Source organism: Streptomyces sp. GC420, from assembly GCF_009916105.1.
GTDB lineage: Bacteria > Actinomycetota > Actinomycetes > Streptomycetales > Streptomycetaceae > Streptomyces.
On the sequence record NZ_JAAAXQ010000152.1, the window covers coordinates 1 to 17403 of the forward strand.

General features: G+C 72.6%; 12 protein-coding genes. 2 read left to right on the forward strand and 10 right to left on the reverse strand.

Annotation, left to right across the window (positions count from 1 at the left end; translation table 11 throughout):
• The 9 genes from GUY61_RS19605 to GUY61_RS19645 form a co-directional block, all read right to left on the reverse strand.
• The coding region (locus GUY61_RS19605) for a bifunctional FO biosynthesis protein CofGH (protein ID WP_166631505.1) at positions 1-2465 on the reverse strand (2465 nt) is incomplete at its 3' end.
• 172 nt (positions 2466-2637) lie between these two features.
• Positions 2638-3483 carry an LLM class F420-dependent oxidoreductase gene (locus tag GUY61_RS19610; protein WP_166631506.1) on the reverse strand — a complete coding sequence of 282 codons (846 nt, stop codon included), beginning with the start codon at positions 3481-3483 and terminating at the stop codon, positions 2638-2640.
• A gap of 52 nt (positions 3484-3535) precedes the next feature.
• Entirely contained in the window at positions 3536-4312 is a 777-nt protein-coding gene (locus GUY61_RS19615) for an SDR family NAD(P)-dependent oxidoreductase (protein WP_166631507.1), read from the reverse strand.
• A gap of 59 nt (positions 4313-4371) precedes the next feature.
• Positions 4372-5928: an APC family permease gene (locus GUY61_RS19620; protein WP_166631508.1), complete on the reverse strand. Its 1557-nt coding sequence runs from the start codon at positions 5926-5928 to the stop codon at positions 4372-4374.
• A 229-nt stretch (positions 5929-6157) separates the two neighbouring features.
• A complete protein-coding gene (locus GUY61_RS19625; RefSeq protein ID WP_166631509.1) occupies positions 6158-7900 on the reverse strand; it encodes an amidohydrolase family protein in 1743 nt (580 codons plus the stop codon).
• A gap of 335 nt (positions 7901-8235) precedes the next feature.
• The gene (locus GUY61_RS19630; RefSeq protein WP_166631510.1) at positions 8236-9369 is read right to left on the reverse strand and encodes an LLM class flavin-dependent oxidoreductase; all 1134 of its coding nucleotides are present in this window, start codon (positions 9367-9369) and stop codon (positions 8236-8238) included.
• A 144-nt stretch (positions 9370-9513) separates the two neighbouring features.
• Positions 9514-10302: an SDR family NAD(P)-dependent oxidoreductase gene (locus GUY61_RS19635; RefSeq protein WP_166631511.1), complete on the reverse strand. Its 789-nt coding sequence runs from the start codon at positions 10300-10302 to the stop codon at positions 9514-9516.
• Positions 10303-10425: 123 nt separating this feature from the next.
• Complete coding sequence (locus GUY61_RS19640; protein ID WP_166631512.1) at positions 10426-11373, reverse strand: LLM class F420-dependent oxidoreductase; 948 nt, start codon at positions 11371-11373, stop codon at positions 10426-10428.
• Between the two features lie 252 nt (positions 11374-11625).
• A complete protein-coding gene (locus tag GUY61_RS19645) occupies positions 11626-12852 on the reverse strand; it encodes an amidohydrolase family protein (RefSeq protein ID WP_166631513.1) in 1227 nt (408 codons plus the stop codon).
• A gap of 223 nt (positions 12853-13075) precedes the next feature.
• Here GUY61_RS19645 and GUY61_RS19650 point away from each other — a divergent pair, with 223 nt between their 5' ends.
• Positions 13076-16069, forward strand: coding sequence for a BTAD domain-containing putative transcriptional regulator (locus tag GUY61_RS19650; protein ID WP_166631514.1), 2994 nt, complete (start codon positions 13076-13078; stop codon positions 16067-16069).
• Between the two features lie 199 nt (positions 16070-16268).
• Positions 16269-16427, forward strand: coding sequence for a hypothetical protein (locus tag GUY61_RS19655; protein WP_166631515.1), 159 nt, complete (start codon positions 16269-16271; stop codon positions 16425-16427).
• Between the two features lie 157 nt (positions 16428-16584).
• Here the strand turns inward: GUY61_RS19655 and GUY61_RS19660 are convergent.
• A partial coding sequence (locus tag GUY61_RS19660) for an AMP-binding enzyme (RefSeq protein ID WP_166631516.1) occupies positions 16585-17403 on the reverse strand: 819 nt, incomplete at its 5' end.

Consider the following 17403-nt stretch of genomic DNA (forward strand, 5'->3'; position numbering starts at 1 on the left):
ATGGCGACGAGGTCGCGGATGGACTTGTAGGAGCCGTAACCGGAGCCCGCCATGCGGGAGATGGTCTCCTCCATCAGGGTTCCGCCGAGGTCGTTGGCGCCCGAGCGGAGCATCTCGGCGGCCCCGTCCGCGCCCAGCTTGACCCAGCTGGTCTGGATGTTGGGGATGTGGGGGTGCAGGAGCAGGCGGGCCATGGCCGTGACGGCGCGGTTGTCGCGGCTGGTGGGGCCCGGCCTTGCGATGCCCGCGAGGTAGACGGGCGCGTTGGTGTGGATGAAGGGCAGGGTCACGAACTCCGTGAAGCCGCCGGTCTCCTGCTGGATGCGGGCGAGGGTACGCAGGTGGCCGAGCCAGTGGCGGGGCTGGTCCACGTGGCCGTACATCATCGTGGACGAGGAGCGGATGCCGAGTTCGTGGGCGGTGGTGACGACCTCGATCCAGGTGGCGGTGGGGAGTTTGCCCTTGGTGAGGACCCAGCGCACCTCGTCGTCGAGGATCTCGGCGGCCGTGCCGGGGATGGAGTCGAGTCCTGCCTCCCCGGCGGCGGTGAGCCAGTCGCGGATCGACATGCCGGTGCGGGTGGCGCCGTTGACGACCTCCATCGGGGAGAAGGCGTGGACGTGCATGCCGGGGACGCGCTGCTTGACGGCGCGCGCGATGTCGAAGTAGGCGGTGCCGGGCAGGTCGGGGTGGATGCCGCCCTGCATGCAGACCTCCACGGCGCCGACGTCCCACGCCTGCTGGGCGCGGTCGGCGACCTGGTCCAGGGAGAGGGTGTAGGCGTCGGCGTCCGTGCGGCGCTGGGCGAAGGCGCAGAAGCGGCAGCCGGTGTAGCAGACGTTGGTGAAGTTGATGTTGCGGGTGACGATGTACGTCACCTCGTCGCCCACGGCCGATTTCCGCACGTCGTCGGCGGTCCGGCAGAGCGCGTCGAGGGCCGGGCCCTCGGCGTGCAGCAGGGCCAGGGCCTGCTCGTCGGTCAGCCGCTCCGGGTCGTCGGCGGCCACGGCGAGGGCTTCGCGGACGTCGGTGTCGATGCGCTCGGGCACCATGCCGGGCGCGGCCGCCTCGCGCAGCGCCTCCCAGTCTCCGTACACCTCGTCGAAGTCGTCGCGCCGGTCGCCGGTGCGGCCCTCGGTGTCGATGGTGCGGTGCAGGTCGGTGCGGCCGCTCGCGGTGAAGCCCTCGTCGGGCTCCTGCCAGGGCAGGCCGCGGGGCAGCGCTCCGGCGCGCGCCAGGCCGGTGGCGGGGTCGGCGAGCGCGGTGACGTGGGGCAGCAGCCGGGGGTCGAGCCAGGGTTCGCCGCGCTGGACGAACTCGGGGTAGACGCAGAGGCGTTCGCGCAGTTCGAAGCCTGCCTGCGCGGAGCGTTCGGCGAGCAGGTCGATCTGCGGCCAGGGGCGTTCGGGGTTGACGTGGTCCGGGGTCAGCGGGGAGACGCCGCCCCAGTCGTCGATGCCCGCGGCGATGAGCCGCCCGTACTCGTCGTCGACGAGGTTGGGCGGGGCCTGGAGGCAGGCGGCGGGGCCCATGATGTGGCGGGCCACGGCGACGGTGGCGACGAGGTCGTCGAGTTCGGCGTCGGGCATGCCGCGCATCGCCGTGTCCGGCTTGGCGCGGAAGTTCTGGATGATCAGTTCCTGGATGCCGTGGTAGGCGCGCGCGACGCGGCGCAGCGCGAACAGCGACTCGGCGCGTTCCTCGGGGGTCTCGCCGATGCCGATGAGCAGTCCGCTCGTGAACGGCACGGAGGAGCGGCCGGCGTCCTCGAGCACCCGCAGCCGCACGGCCGGTTCCTTGTCGGGCGAGCCGTGGTGCGGGCCGCCGGGCTCGCTCCACAGCCGCTCGGCGGTGGTCTCCAGCATCATGCCCATGGAGGGGGCGACGGGCTTGAGGCGCTGGAAGTCGGTCCAGGTCAGCACGCCCGGGTTGAGGTGGGGCAGCAGTCCGGTCTCCTCGAGGATGCGGACGGCCATGGCCCGTACGTACGCGATGGTGTCGTCGTAGCCGTGCGCGTCGAGCCATTCGCGGGCCTCGGGCCAGCGGTCCTCGGGTTTGTCGCCGAGGGTGATCAGGGCTTCCTTGCAGCCGAGTTCGGCGCCGCGGCGGGCGATGTCGAGGACCTCGTCGGGGGACATGAACATGCCGTGGCCGGCCCGGCGGAGCTTGCCGGGCACGGTGGCGAAGGTGCAGTAGTGGCACTTGTCGCGGCACAGCCGGGTGAGCGGGACGAAGACGCTCTTGGAGTAGGTGATGACGCCGGGCCGGCCGGCGGCCTCCAGCCCGGCGTCGCGGACCCGCGCGGCGGAGGTGGTGAGTTCGTCGAGGTCGGCGCCGCGCGCCCGGAGCAGGACGGCGGCCTCGGTGACGTCCAGGGCGACACCGTCACGGGCTCGTCTGAGGGCGCGGCGCATCGCGTTGGAGGTGGGTGCCGTCGGGCCTGCGTGCTCGGCGCTGCTCGTCATCCTCAGAGGATACGTAGGCCCCTGTCATCACATCAGGAGAGGTATCGCAGATCACACGCGCGTCCGCTTGCGCGGGCGCCCGTGCCTGCGCCCGGGGCGGCGGGCCGCACGCGGGATCCGTGCCCGGGGCGTGCGCGGGGCACGTACCGGCCGTGTACGGCGGCCGCCGCCGTCACAGGAACCGCTGGTAGTCGTCGAGCGTCCGCAGCACCTCGTCCTCCCCGCCGGGCGGCAGTTGCAGCACGACCTCGCGGATGCCGAGTTCGGCGTAGTGGGCCAGCTTCCCGGGGCTGGGCAGGACGGCGTACGGGACGACCTGGAGCTGGGCCGGGTCACGGCCGGCCTCTTCCCAGGCCGTGCGCAGCGGCGGCAGCGACCGGGTCAGGCCGCCGCCTCCGATGGGCAGCCAGCCGTCGGCGTACTCCGTGATGTGCGAGAAGAGTTTCGGGCCGGCGGCCCCGCCGACGAGGGTGCGCGGCCCGGTGACCGGGCCGCGCGGCTTCTGCACCGGCTTGGGGTGGGCATGGCTGGCCGCGACCGATCCGAACTCGCCCTCGTAGGCGGTGGGTTCGTCCGCCCACAGGGCGCGCATCAGGGCCATGCGGTCCCGGCCGAGTTCGCGGCGGGTGCGCCACTGGACGCCGTGGTCGGATGCCTCCTCGACGTTCCAGCCGAAGCCGAGGCCGAAGGTGAGGCGGCCGCCGGAGAGGTGGTCGAGGGTGGCGATCTGCTTGGCGAGGTCGATCGGGTCGTGCTGGGTGATCAGGGTGATGCCGGTGCCGAGGCCGAGCCGTTCGGTGACGGCGGCCGCCTGTCCGAGGGCGATGAACGGGTCGAGGGTGCGCCCGTACTCGCGGGGCAGTTCGCCGCCCGCCGGCCACGGGGTGACGCGGCTGACCGGGATGTGGGTGTGCTCCGGGAGGTAGAGCCCGGCGTACCCGCGCTCCTCCAGTTCGCGGGCGAGCCGCACAGGCGTGATCGTCTCGTCCGTCAGGAAGATCGTGACACCGATCCGCATGTTCCGGCACCTCCGTCGTCATCGTCGGACGGCGTCAACGTATCCGTTCCGTTCACTCCTCGGTAGGAGCCGTGCGGAAGGCCGTGTGCGTGGCGAGGAGTCCCCCGTCGACCCGCAGCGTCGTACCCGTGATCCAGGAGGCGTCGGTGGAGGCGAGGAAGGCGACGGCGGCGGCGATGTCCTCCGGTTCGCCGACCCGGCCCAGCGGGTAGACGTGTGAGCCGAGGTACTCCAGGGTCTTCTCGCGGCCGGCCCAGGCCGGAGTGCGGATGGTGCCCGGGGCGACGAGGTTGACGCGGACGCCGCGCGGCGCGGCCCGCCCGGCGAGGGTGCGGGTGAGGCTGGCCAGGCCGGCCTTGGCGGCGCTGTAGGCGTGGTTGCCGAAGTCCTGCTCGCCGTTGACGGAGCCGATGTTGACGACGGCGCCGCGGCCTCCTGCCGCCTCCAGGTACGGCAGCGCGGCCCGGGCGCAGCGGAAGGCTCCGGTCAGGGTGACGTCGAGGTCGTTCTCCCAGTCCTCGTCCGACTGGTCCTCGAAGCGCTCGGCGTCGGGGTGGCAGGCGTAGGCGTTGTTGACCAGTACGTCGAGCGCGCCGCCGAACAGTTCGGCGGCGCGCTCGACGGCCGCCTCCACGGAGGCCCGGTCCCGGACGTCGCACACGAACGGGTGCGCGCCGGTGAGCCCCGCGGCCGTGCGGGCGGCGCGGTCCGCGTCGACGTCGGTCACCAGCACCCGCGCGCCCTCGCCCGCGAGGCGGCGGGCGGTGGCGGCGCCGATGCCGCTGCCCGCGCCGGTGATCAGGACTCCGTATCCCTCGAATCGCCTCATGGCCGTGCACCGTAGCCCCCGGGCCGGGGGGCCGTACGGCGTTTCCGGCCGGCGGCCGGTCAGTCCGGGACGACCAGCGCGGGCGTCTGTTTCGTCAGCACCTCGCCGCGGAAGAAGGCGGGGCTGCGGCGCTGCATCGCCAGCATCAGGACCACGCCGAGGAGCAGCAGTCCGACGCCGATGACGAACACGGAGCCGACACCGAGGACGGACGAGCCGCTGCCGTAGGCGGGGTCCCACATGTCGTGCAGGGTCTGGCCGAAGACGGCGGTCAGCATCAGGCCGCCGAGCGCCGGGGCGATTCCCTTGACCAGCAGGTCGCGCACCGAGCGGCGCAGGTCGCGGCGGAAGTACCAGACGCAGGCGAAGGCCGTGATGGCGTAGTAGAAGCAGATCATCAGGCCCAGCGCGTAGATGGTGTCGACGAGGACGTTCTCGCTGAGCAGCGTCATGACCGTGTAGAAGACGCCGGTCGCGACGCCCGCCGCGACGGTGGCGCGGCCGGGGATCATGAAGCGGGGGTGGATCTTCGCGAAGGAGTCGGGCAGGGCCTTGTAGGCGCTCATGGCCAGCGCCGTGCGGGCGACGGGGATGAAGGTGGTCTGCAGGCTCGCGGCGGCGGAGGCGAGGACGGCGACGAAGAGGAGGATGCCGAGGCCGGAGCCCAGGATGGGATCGGCGAGCACGGCGAAGACGTTGTCGGCGGTGTCCGGGTTGCCGAGGCCGGTGCCCTCCTCGCCGATGCCGGCGTACATCTGCGCGGCGACGGCGACCATGAGGTACGAGGCGACGATCACGACGATGGCGAGCATCGCGGCACGGCCCGGCGTCTTGTGGCTGCCGACGCTCTCCTCGTTGACGGACAGGCAGGTGTCCCAGCCCCAGTAGATGAAGATCGACAGGGAGAGCCCGGCGGTGAAGGCGGCGAAGGACTCGACGCCGAAGGGATTCATCCAGGACCAGGAGAAGTCGAGGGAGCCCGCGACCTCGCCGGATCTGGCGACGGCCATGACGACGAACATCACGACGACCGCGAGCTGGAGCCCGACCAGGGCGTACTGCACCCACTTGGTGGCGGTGATGCCCCGGTAGCTGATCGCCGTGGCGACGGCCACGAAGACGAGAGTGGTGAGGATGTGGACGGCCTTGTTGCCGTCGAGGCCCGCGACCCCCTCGCTACCGGTGATCTCTCCCGCGGTGAGCCAGAAGAAGGAGGTGGCGACGCCCGCGAGGTTGGACAGCACGACGACGGTGGCGACGAGCAGACCCCAGCCGCACATCCAGCCGACACGCGGCCCGAATGCCTTCACCGACCAGGTGAAGGAGGTGCCGCAGTCCGGGACCGCCTTGTTCAGTTCCCGGTACGCGAAGGCGACGAGCAGCATCGGGAGGAAACCGGCGAGGAAGATCGCGGGCATCTGGAGGCCGACCTCGCCGACCGTGGGGCCGAGGGTCGCCGTGAGGCAGTAGACGGGTGCGACGGTCGAGACGCCGATCACCGCGCCGCCGACGAGGCCCACGGAGTTGCCGCTGAGCCCCTTGGACCGTACGCCGCCGTCGGCGGTCACTGTCCGTACCGTGTCTCCGGCCTGGGGCCGTGCTTCCACGTGAGTCATGCGAAGGACGGTAAATGCTGCTATTTCCGTATCTGGAACTCTGCACGCCGCACAGGTTTCCTTCAATCAGAGAGCACTCTGCCCGTACCCACCAGAGAATTCAAGGCAGACAAGCGTTCACGCCTGGAAAAGCACGACCTCGGGCGCGACTTCCGCGATACGAGAACCGCAACCGCACCCTAAATGTCCGGTTTCAAAATTTCCCGTGACGTTCGTCTCCGTTCGGCTCCTAGCCCTTCGTGCTCACCGTCCGTGTGTCGCGGCCCGAGCGCAGCACCTTCCCCGGCACCGCGCCGGTGACCTTGTCCTCCCGGATCGCCTCGACCCCGTTGACGCGCACGCTCACCACACCCAGCGCCCGCGAGTCCAGCCGCGGGCTGTCCCCCGGCAGGTCGTGCACCAGCCGGGCCGGCGCGGCCCCGACGCGCTCCGGGTCGAAGAGGACGAGATCGGCGTGGTACCCCTCCGCGACGCGGCCCCGGCCGCGCAGACCGAACAGCCGGGCCGGGTCGTCGGTCAGCATCCGTACGGCCTGCTCCAGGCTCGTCAGCCGCCGTCCGCGCAGGCAGTCGCCGATGAAGCGGGTGGTGTACGGCGCCCCGCACATCCGGTCCAGGTGCGCGCCCGCGTCGGAACCCCCCAGCATGACGTCCTCGTGCTCCCAGGTCCTGCGGCGCAGCTCCCACGACTCCGGGTCGTTGTCGGTGGGCATGGGCCACAGCACCGTACGGAGCTCGTCGGCGGCGCAGATCTCGACGAGGGTGGCGAAGGGGTCCTGCCCGCGCTCGGCGGCGATGTCGCGGACCACGCGGCCGCTGAGCCCCTCGTTGACCGCGCTGTAGGTGTCCCCGATGACGTACCGGCCGAAGTCCGCGAGCCGCCGGAAGACGCCCGCCCCCCTGCTGCCGGCGCGGCGCAGCAGCTCGGCGCGCACCGCGGGGTCGCGCAGCCGCGCGATGCGTTCGGGAACCGGCAGGCCGAGGACCTCCCCCCAGCCGGGGATCAGGTTCAGCGCGCAGAAGGTGCCCAGCGACATGTTCATCGGGGTGAGGATCGGCATGGTCAGTGCGACGATGCGGCCGCCGGCCCGCCGGGCGCGCTCGCTGGGGACCAGCTGGCGCGGCACGCGGTCGGGGACGGCCGCGTCGACGGTCAGGACGTTCCAGTTGAGCGGGCGGCCCGCGGCGGCCGTCATCCCGACGAGGAGGTCGATCTCCTCGTCGGCGAAGCGGTCCAGGCAGCCGGCGACGATCGCCTCCAGCTGGGTGCCCTCGTGCTCGCCGACGGCCCGTGACAGGGCGAGCAGTTCCCCGGGCCGCGCGTGCCGGGACGCGACCGGGTGCCCGTCCCCGTCGGAGTGGGTGGACGACTGGGTGGTGGACAGTCCCCAGGCCCCGGCGTCCATGGCCTCGTGCAGCAGCCGCAGCATCGCGCCGAGCTGCTCCTCGTCCGGCTGCCCGCCGATCGCGTCCGGGCCCATCACGTGGCGGCGCAGGGCGCAGTGGCCGACCATGAACCCGGCGTTGACGGCGATCCTCCCCTCCAGCGCGTCGAGGTACTCGCCGAAGCCGTGCCAGGTCCACGGCGCCCCCTCTTCGAGGGCGACCAGGGACATGCCCTCGACCTTGGACATCATCCGCCGGGTGTAGTCGGCGTCCTCGGGCCGCGCGGGGTTCAGCGGAGCGAGGGTGAAGCCGCAGTTGCCGCCCGCCACCGTGGTGACGCCGTGGTTGAGGGAGGGCGTCGCGTACGGGTCCCAGAACAGCTGGGCGTCGTAGTGCGTGTGGGGGTCGACGAAGCCGGGCGCGAGGACCAGGCCGTCGGCCTCCTCGCTGCTCGCGGCCTCCTCGGTGACGGTGCCCGGCCCGGCGATCACGGCGATGCGGCCGCCGCGCAGTCCGACGTCGGCGACGTACGAGGGGGCGCCCGTGCCGTCCACGACGGTCGCTCCGCGGATGAGGTGGTCCAGCATGACGTGCGGTCCCTTTCCGTGTGTGGTTCCGTCCGGCGCCCGGGCCGGCCGGGCCGCCCGTTCTGCCGTGCCGCCCGTTCTGCCGTGCCGCCCGTTCTGCCGTGGCGGCCGGGTCCGGCGGGGTCCGGCGGGGCGGCCCGGGTCGGCGGTTGCCTCCGCCCGTCTGCGCCGCGGACGCCATCGTCGGGGCGACCGGGGCGACCATGGGTGGCGCGGGTCGCGCGGGTCGCGGGAAGACGCCGCGCGAGGCGGGCCCGGCAGGGCCGGCGGGCCGGGATCCGCCGGCCCCGCCGCCGCGTCCCGCGCGGCTGCGTGGCTGCGTGGCGGCGCGGGCGTCAGGCGGTTCCGCCGGCCGCGGCCCGGCGGAACCGCGTCGTGCGGTGCACGGGATCGGTGTCGATCTTGGGTATGACGTGCTCGCCGACGAGTTCGATGGTGCGCAGCGTGTCCTCGTACGGGATGCCCGCGGGCAGCCCGAAGACCAGCTGGTCGGCGCCGGCCTGCTCCCAGCGCTTGCACTGCCGGAGCACCTCGTCCGGGTCGCCGCAGATCATCAGCTCCTCCGCGATGAGGAGTTCGACGATCTCCTCGTTGAACGGGGGCAGGGTCTCCGGCCAGACGGGGAAGCCCTCGGGGCGCGGGAAGGTGTCGTGGTAGCGGAAGACGAGGGACTGGAGGTAGTGGAGCCCGCCGCTCGCGGCGGTCCGTACCGCCTCCTCGTGCGTCTCGGCGCAGATCGCCGTCGTCGTCACCATCACGTTGTCGTTGACGAAGTCGCCGATGGGTTCGGCGTCCCGGATCGCCGTCTTGTACTGCTCCAGCACCCATTCCATGTCCGAGACCTTCTGCACGCTGAAGCCCAGCACACCGAGACCCTTGCGCGCCGCCATGGCGTAGGAGGGCGGGGAGCCGGCGGCGTACCACATGGCCGGGTGCGAGGCGCCGTACGGCTTGGGGAAGACCTTGCGGGGCGGCAGCGACCAGTGCTTGCCCCGGAAGCCCTCGTACTCCTCCTGGAGCCACATCTTGGGGAACTCGGCGATCGTCTCTTCCCAGATCTCCTTGGTGTGGTTCATGTCGGTGATGCCGGGGAGGAAGCCGAGGATCTCGTGCGAGCCCGCGCCGCGCCCGGTGCCGAACTCGAAGCGGCCCCTGGAGAGGTGGTCGAGCATGGCCACCTTCTCGGCGACCTTGACCGGGTGGTTGACCTGGGCGAGAGGGTTGAAGATCCCCGAGCCGAGGTGGATGCGGTCGGTGGCGTGGGCGAGGTAGCCGAGGTAGACGTCGCTGGCGGAGAGGTGGGAGTACTCCTCCAGGAAGTGGTGCTCCGAGGCCCAGGCGTACTTGAAGCCGGACCGGTCGGCGCGGACGACGTAGTCGATCTCCTCCATGAGCACCTTGTGCTCCGCCTCCGGGTCGGTTTCGGCCCGCTTGCCCACATAGCCCTGTACGAAGAGACCGAATTCCAAGGCGGCTCACCCTTCCCCGGATCGCAATCTGACGATGCGTCAGACTCTCGCACCGCGACCCCGCGGCGTCAATGGCGCACGGCGATAGATCTGACATACCGTCAGTTCTGCTCCCGGAGGGACAGGACTCCCGCTTCCGTCTCCTCAGCCCAGGCTGACGCCGGCCAGCCAGCCGCCGTCCACCACGAAGGGCTGGCCGGTGATGTACGAGGAGTCGGCCGAGGTGAGGAAGAGCGCGAGCGCGGCCACCTCCTCCGGCCTGCCGATCCGGCCCAGCGGCACGATCCTGCGGTACAGCTCCTCGACGGCCGCCGCGGTCTCCGGGGTGTCCAGGGCGGGATCGAGGGCCGCCGCGCTCGTCATGGGAGTGTCGACGGCGCCCGGACACATCGCGTTGACCCTGATCCCGTGCGGCGCCAGCTCCAGCGCCGCGACCCGCGTCATCCCGACTATGGCCGCCTTGGTGGCGGCGTAGGAGGTCAGCAGCGTCATTCCGGACAGCGCGGTGTAGGAGGCGGTGTTGACGATGGTGCCGCCGCCCGCCGCCCTGATCCCGGGGGCGCAGGCCCTCATGCCGAGGAAGACCCCGACCTGGTTGACCCGGACGACCTCGAGGAACTCCTCCAGCGGGGTGCTGACCAGCTCGTTGAAGCGCAGGATCCCGGCGTTGTTGACCAGGCCGTCGACCTTGCCGCCGAAGTTCTCCTCGGCGGCGGCGACGGCCGCGGACCAGTCCTCCTCGCGGCTCACGTCGAGGCGGACGTACTTCGCGACGTCCTCGCCCAGTTCCTTCGCCAGGGCCTCGCCCCGGTCGTCGAGCACGTCACCGAGCAGCACCCGCGCCCCCTCGGCCACGAACAGCCTGGCCTCCTGCTCACCCTGCCCGCGCGCGGCCCCGGTGATGACGACGACGCGTCCGTCCAGCTTGCCCATCAGCGAACTCCCTGGGATCGAGGTTGAGTGGTGCGGACGAGCCGTGCGCCGAAGGCCCGCCTCCGGGCCCCTGCCCTCGGCCCGGGTCCCTGCCCTCGGCCCGGGTCACGGAGGGCGGCGGCGCTACCGGTCGAGGTGGGGGGCGACCTCGGCGGCGAAGGCCGTCATCTGGTCGGCGAGTTCGGTGCGGCTGCGGCTGCGGAACCGCACCTGGATCTGGTGCACGCCCATGGCGCCGTACGCGCGCAGCGACTCGGCGATCGCCTCCGGCTTGCCCGACAGGGTCCGGTGCCCGACGTCCCAGGCCGGTTCGCCGACGTACAGCGGCTCGGTGATCGCCCCGATGTCGGCGGGGTCCTCGATCCCGGCGGCGGCCCTGAGCTCACGGAAGCGGGCGATCTGCGCGGGGAGCCGCTCGCGCGGGTCGCCCTGCGGGAGCCAGCCGTCGCCGCGGGTCGCGGCCCTGCGTACCGCGGCGGGCGAGGAGCCGCCGACCCAGAGGGGAACCCGCGACTGTGCGGGCCGCGGCTTCTGGCCGAGTCCCGAGAAGCGGAACAACCGCCCCTCGAACTCGGGGAACTCGTCCGGGCCCAGGGCCGCCCTCAGCGCGTCGACCGTCTCGTCCAGCACCCGCCCGCGGCCGTCGAAGTCCACTCCCAGCAGGTCGAACTCCTCGCGCACATGCCCGGCCCCGACGCCCAGGATCAGCCTCCCCGCGCTCAGACGGTCCAGCGTGGCGTACTGCTTGGCGGTGAGCAGCGGGTGCCGCAGACCGACGACGGCGACGTGGCTGAGCAGCCGGACCCGCTCGGTCACCCCGGCCAGGAAGGAGAGTGTGGAGACGGGGTCGTACCACACGGTGCTCATGGCGCCGGCCAGCCGCCGGGGGATGGCGACGTGGTCGCACGCGGCGATGTAGAAGAAGCCGCAGCGGTCGGCCGTGCGGGCGATCTCGGCGAGATCGACCGCAGTGGCGGTCCGCTCCCACTCCTCGGTGTAGAGGGTGCTTCCCGACTGCACGGGCAGCTGCATCCCGTACACGAGCCTGCCTTCGGGCACCAATCGCGCCATGGGACGCACCCCCTCGTATCCGAGCTGCCTGACGGTTCGTCACGCAACGTGCGGCAACCATCGTGATAGCTGACGCTCCATCAGACAAGGGCCCGGTTCCGTGCGCCGGTACGCCGTGACGCCCCGGGGCGGCGCCGGGCACGGGAGCCGGCCGCGGGAGCCGGCCGGCCGCGCGCGCCACGGCGTCCCCGCCCCGTGGCGGACGCACCCCCGGCGGACGCGCCCCGTGGCGGACGCGCCCCCGCCCGTGTCTCACCGCGCCGAGGGCTCCCACAGCCCCTCGGGGGTGAGGCCCAGCAGCTCGATCGCGTTGCCCCGCACGATCCGCTCCACCACGTCCTGCGCCAGGTGGCCCATCTGCGCCTCGCCGACCTCCCTGGACTTGGGCCAGGTGGAGTCGGAGTGCGGGTAGTCCGTCTCGTACAGGACGTTGCCGACGCCTATGGAATCGAGGTTGCGCAGACCGAAGGCGTCGTCGAAGAAGCAGCCGTACACGTGCTCGGCGAAGAGCTCGGAGGGCGGGCGGTGCACCTTGTCGGCGACCCCTCCCCAGCCGCGGTTCTCCTCCCAGACGACGTCCGCGCGCTCCAGGATGTAGGGGATCCAGCCGATCTGGCCCTCGGCGTACATCACCCTCAGATTCGGGAAGCGCTCGAACTTGCCGCTCATCAGCCAGTCGACCATCGAGAAGCAGCAGTTCGCGAAGGTGATCGCCGACCCGACGGCGGGCGGGGCGTCGGCCGAGGTGGAGGGCATCCGGGACGAGGAGCCGATGTGCATGGCGACGACCGTGCCGGTCTCGTCGCAGGCCCGCAGGAACGGGTCCCAGTCGTCGGTGTGGATGGACGGCAGACCCAGGTTGGGCGGGATCTCGCTGAAGCAGACGGCGCGCACGCCGCGCGCGGCGTTCCGGCGCACCTCCGCGGCGGCCAGCTCCGCGTCCCACAGGGGGATGATCGTCAACGGTACGAGCCGGCCCATGGCCTGCGGCCCGCACCACTCCTCCACCATCCAGTCGTTGTAGGCGCGCACCCCGAGCAGCGCGAGTTCGCGGTCCTTCGCCTCGGTGAAGGTCTGGCCGCAGAAGCGCGGGAAGGTGGGGAAGCAGAGGGCCGACTGCACGTGATTGACGTCCATGTCGGCCAGCCGGTCGGGCACCGACCAGGACCCCGGCCGCATCTGCTCGTACGTGATGACTTCGAGCCTGATCTCGTCGCGGTCGTAGCCGACCGCGGTGTCCAGCCGGGTGAGCGGGCGGTGCAGGTCCTCGTACACCCACCAGTCGCCGACCGGGCCCTCGTCGCCGGGCACGCCCATGACGGGGGCGAACTTTCCGCCCAGGAAGGTCATTTCCTTCAGCGGGGCGCGGACGATGCGCGGACCGGTGTCGCGGTACCTCGACGGGAGCCGGTCCCGCCAGACGTGGGGGGGCTCGACCGTGTGGTCGTCCACCGAGATGATCCTGGGGAAGGTCTCCATACGCCTCACGGTAGCGCCGATCTGACGGTTCGTCAGGTAGCTGTCGGGTCGCGCTGCGCGCCAACCGGTCCCGGCAGGTGTGAAGTTTGTGCGGAGATCCCTGCGTGCCGCATGTGTGGAGCGTGCCTGAGGCAGCCTCCGGATGCTGACGCGCCCACCGCTCACAGGGCACACTGGCCTGTGCAAGCGTGCGCGGGGAGGCAGGGGCAGGCGAGGGGGATCGATGGACGTCGCACCAGGGGCACCGGAGCAGCGCGGACCCGAGGGATCCGGGGAGGCCCACCCCGAACTGCGCTTCTCCGTACTCGGGCCGGTCCGCGCCTGGCGCGACGGCGAGCCGGTGCCGACCGGTTCCCCGCAGCAGAAGGCGCTGCTCGCCGCCCTGCTCCTGCGAGACGGCCGCACTGCCACGGCCGCAGAGCTGATCGACGCGCTGTGGGGCGAGGAGCCGCCCTCCCGCGCCCTGGCGGCGGTACGGACGTACGCCTCCCGGATGCGCAAGTCGCTCGGCCCCGAGGCGCTGACCAGCGAGGCGGGCGGCTATGCCGTGCGCGTCGCCGAGGGCGCCCTGGACCTCACGGTCGCCGAACAGCTGGCGGCCGAGGGCGAGAAGGCCAGGAGCTCCGGGGACCTGTGCGCCGCCCGCGCCCTGCTGGGCAAGTCGCTCGGACTGTGGGACGGCGAACCGCTGGCCGGTGTGCCCGGCCCGTACGCCGAGGCACAGCGGGCCCGGCTGGAGGAGTGGCGCCTCCAGCTCCTCGAAGCGCGGCTGGACATGGACCTGGAGGTCGGCTGCCACGCGGAGGCGGTCTCCGAGCTCACCGCGCTGACCGCCGCACACCCCCTGCGGGAGCGGCTGCGCGAGCTGCTGATGCTCGCGCTGTACCGCAGCGGGCGGCAGGCCGAGGCGCTCGCCGTGTACGCCGACACCCGGCGGCTGCTGGCCGACGAACTCGGCGTCGACCCGCGCCCGGAGATGTCCCGGCTCCAGCAGCGCATCCTGCGCGCCGACCCCGGCCTCGCCGAGCCCCTCGCCCCGGAGCAGGGCGACCAGCCGGCCCCGCGGGTCAGGCCCGCGCAGCTCCCGGCGACCGTGCCGGACTTCACCGGCCGCGCCGCGTTCGTGCGCGACCTCGGCGAACGGCTCGCCACCGCCGGGGGCGGCGTGATGACCATCTCGGCGCTGGCGGGCATCGGCGGCGTCGGCAAGACGACGCTGGCCGTGCACGTCGCGCACGCCGCCCGGCCGCACTTCCCGGACGGGCAGCTCTACGCCGACCTTCAGGGCACGGGGGCACGCGCCGCCGAACCCGAGGCCGTGCTCGGGGCGTTCCTGCGGGCGCTCGGCACCGCCGACTCGGCCATCCCGGACTCCCTGGAGGAACGCGCCGGGCTCTACCGCTCGCTGCTGGACGGCCGCCGGCTGCTGGTCCTGCTCGACAACGCGCGCGACGCCGCCCAGGTGCGGCCGCTGCTGCCCGGCACGGCCGGTTGCGCGGCCCTGATCACCAGCCGGACCCGCATGCTCGGGCTGGCCGGGGCGCACCTGGTGGACCTGGACGTCATGTCGCCGGACGAGGCGCTCCAGCTCTTCACCAGGATCGTCGGCGAGGAGCGGGTCTCCGGGGAACGCGAGGCCGCGCTCGACGTCGTCGGCGCCTGCGGTTTCCTGCCCCTGGCCATCCGTATCGCCGCGTCCCGGCTGGCCGCGCGCCGCACCTGGACGGTCTCCGTCCTCGCCGGCAAGCTCGCCGACGAGCGGCGCCGCCTGGACGAACTCCAGGCAGGCGACCTCGCGGTCAAGGCAACCTTCGAACTCGGCTACGGCCAGCTCGAACCCCAGCAGGCCCGCGCGTTCCGGCTGCTGGGGCTGGCCGACGGCCCCGACATCTCCCTCGCCGCGGCCGCCGCCCTGCTGGACCTCGATTCCCAGGAGGCCGAGGACCTCCTCGAATCCCTCGTCGACGCCTCCCTCCTGGAGTCCGCCGCACCCGGCCGCTACCGCTTCCACGACCTCCTGCGCCTCTACGCCCGCTCCTGCGCCGGCGTCACCCATGCCGACGGCCAGGGACGGGACGAGGAACCGCGGCAGGCCCAGGGACGCGACGAGCGCGAGGCCGCGCTGTCGCGGCTGCTGGACTTCTACCTCGCCACCGCGGCAGCCGTGTACGCCATCGAGCGGCCCCAGGACCGGCTGGTCGACCACCTGGAGCCCACCCGCCACGCCGGGCTGTCCTTCCCCGACCGCCACCGCGCCCAGGACTGGCTGTACGCCGAGGCCAACTGCCTCCTCGCCTGCGTGCGCGCCTCGCTCGACGGTGCCGGACTGCGGCGCGCGGTCGACCTGCTCTGGGCCGCCAAGGACCTCGCCGAGTCGGGGGCCAACTCCCGGGAGTACGAGACGGCGGCGGTCGCGGCACGGGACGCGGCGCGGGCCGCGGGCGACGCCCGGGCGGAGGGCCGCGCCAGGACGGCGCTCACCAACGTCCACCTCGTGGCCGGGCGCTTCACGGAGGCCGAGGAGGAGGCCAGCCACGCGATGCTGCTGGCCCGTCAGGCGGCCGACCCGGTGACCAGCTGCTGGGCGCCCAACGACCGGGGCATCATCGCGCTCTACCAGAACCGGAACGCCGACGGCGAGAAGTACTTCGAGGAGGCGATCGCCAACTTCCGCGCGACGGACAACCCCGCGGGCGAGGCGAGCGCCCTGTGCAACCTCTCGCGCACCCACCTCGCCATGGGGAACACCTCGAGCGCGATCCGGCTCGCGCAGCAGGGCACCGCCATCTACGACGGCCTCGGGCACTCGCTGCGGGGCGCCAACGGACGCTATGCGCTGGGGCTCGCGCTCACCCGCGCCGGCCTGCACACCGATGCGGTGCAGCGGCTCAACGAGGCCCTCGACGTCTTCCGCGACAGCAGGCAGCGCCTCTGGGAGGGCATGACCGTCTTCCGAATCGCGGAGATCCACCTCGCGCGGCAGCAGCCGGCACGCGCCGCCGCGCTGGCCGAGCAGTCGCTCGCCGTGCTGCGCGGCATCGGGGGCGCGTGGCGGCGCGGGAACGTCCTGACCGTCCTCGGCAAGGCCCTGAGCGCCATCGGGCAGACCGGCCGCGCCCAGGCCTGCTGGCGCGAGGCGCTCACCATCTACGAGGAGCTCGACTCGCCGGAGGCGGCCGAGGTGCGGACCCTGCTCACTCCCGTCGCCGCCGCCTGAGCGGGCCGGCCGGCCGGTCGTTCATCGTTCGTTTATCACAGTTCGCCATTCTCTGGGTGTCGATCCGTCGCGTCGGGGGGCAGGCGGGTCGGTCCGGGTCTGATGCATCTAAGGTGAACGGCCCGGAGAACAATGCCCGTCCGGCGGTCCTCGGGGGAGTCGCCGGGCGGGCTTCGCCACCACACGAGGAGTTGCAGCCATGAGCACGGACAAGACCGACCCCGTCGTGAAACCCCTGGACAACCACGTGACGGGCACCGGGGACGGCACGGCCACCACCCAGGACAACCACGTGACGGACACCGAGACCGTCAGCAAGACGGACGACAACCACGTCACGACGGAGCCGGCCGGCTAGGGCGTTTTTCGAAAGTAGCGTCGTCCGGCCGCACGGCGGGGCTGGGGGCGTCTGGTGCGTGCGATCGCGAGGCGCCCTCCCGTGCCCGGAGGGCCACGGGGGAGCGTGCCGGGCGTCCCCAGCCGGACGGGACTCTCGAAACACGCCCGAGGACCGGTCAGCCGGTCCCGGTCGACCGGGACCGGTCACGCACGACGGGGGACGGCGGCCGCGGTGGCTCGGAGGGGGAGCCACCGCGGCCGCCGTATGCCCTCAGTTCGCGTTTGAGGACCTTGCCGCTCGCGTTCCTCGGGAGCCCGGCAACGAACTCCACCCGCCGCGGCACCTTGTAGTTCGCCATTTCGCGGCGCGCCCAGGCGATCAGGTCGTCGGCGGTCGCGGTGGCGCCGGGGCGGCGTACGACGTAGGCCTGCGCGACCTCGCCGAGGCGGGGGTCGGGGACTCCCACGACGGCCACGTCGGCGACGTCGGGGTGGAGGCCCAGGAGTTGTTCGATCTCGGCCGGGTAGGCGTTGAAGCCGCCGACGATGAACATGTCCTTGATCCGGTCGGTGATGCGGAGGTTGCCCGCCGTGTCGAGGACGCCCACGTCGCCGGTGCGCAGCCAGCCGTCGTCCGTGAAGGCCCGCGCGGTCTCCTCGGGGTCCTCGAAGTAGCCGGACATGACGTTGTGCCCCCGCACCAGCACCTCGCCGGGCTCCCCGGGCGCGGCGTCGACCCGGACCTCGGTGCCGGGTATCGCGCGGCCGGAGGTGGTGGCGACGACCTCGGGCGGATCGTCGCGGCGGCACATGGTGACGATGCCGCTCGCCTCCGAGAGCCCGTACGCCGTCAGGACGGTGGCGACGCCCAGCTCGGCGCGCAGCCTCTCCACCAGCCGGAGCGGGACGACGGCGGCGCCGGTCACCACCAGCCGGAGGGCCGAGAGGTCGTACGAGGAGCGGGCCGGATGGTCCAGCAGCGACTGGTGGAGGGT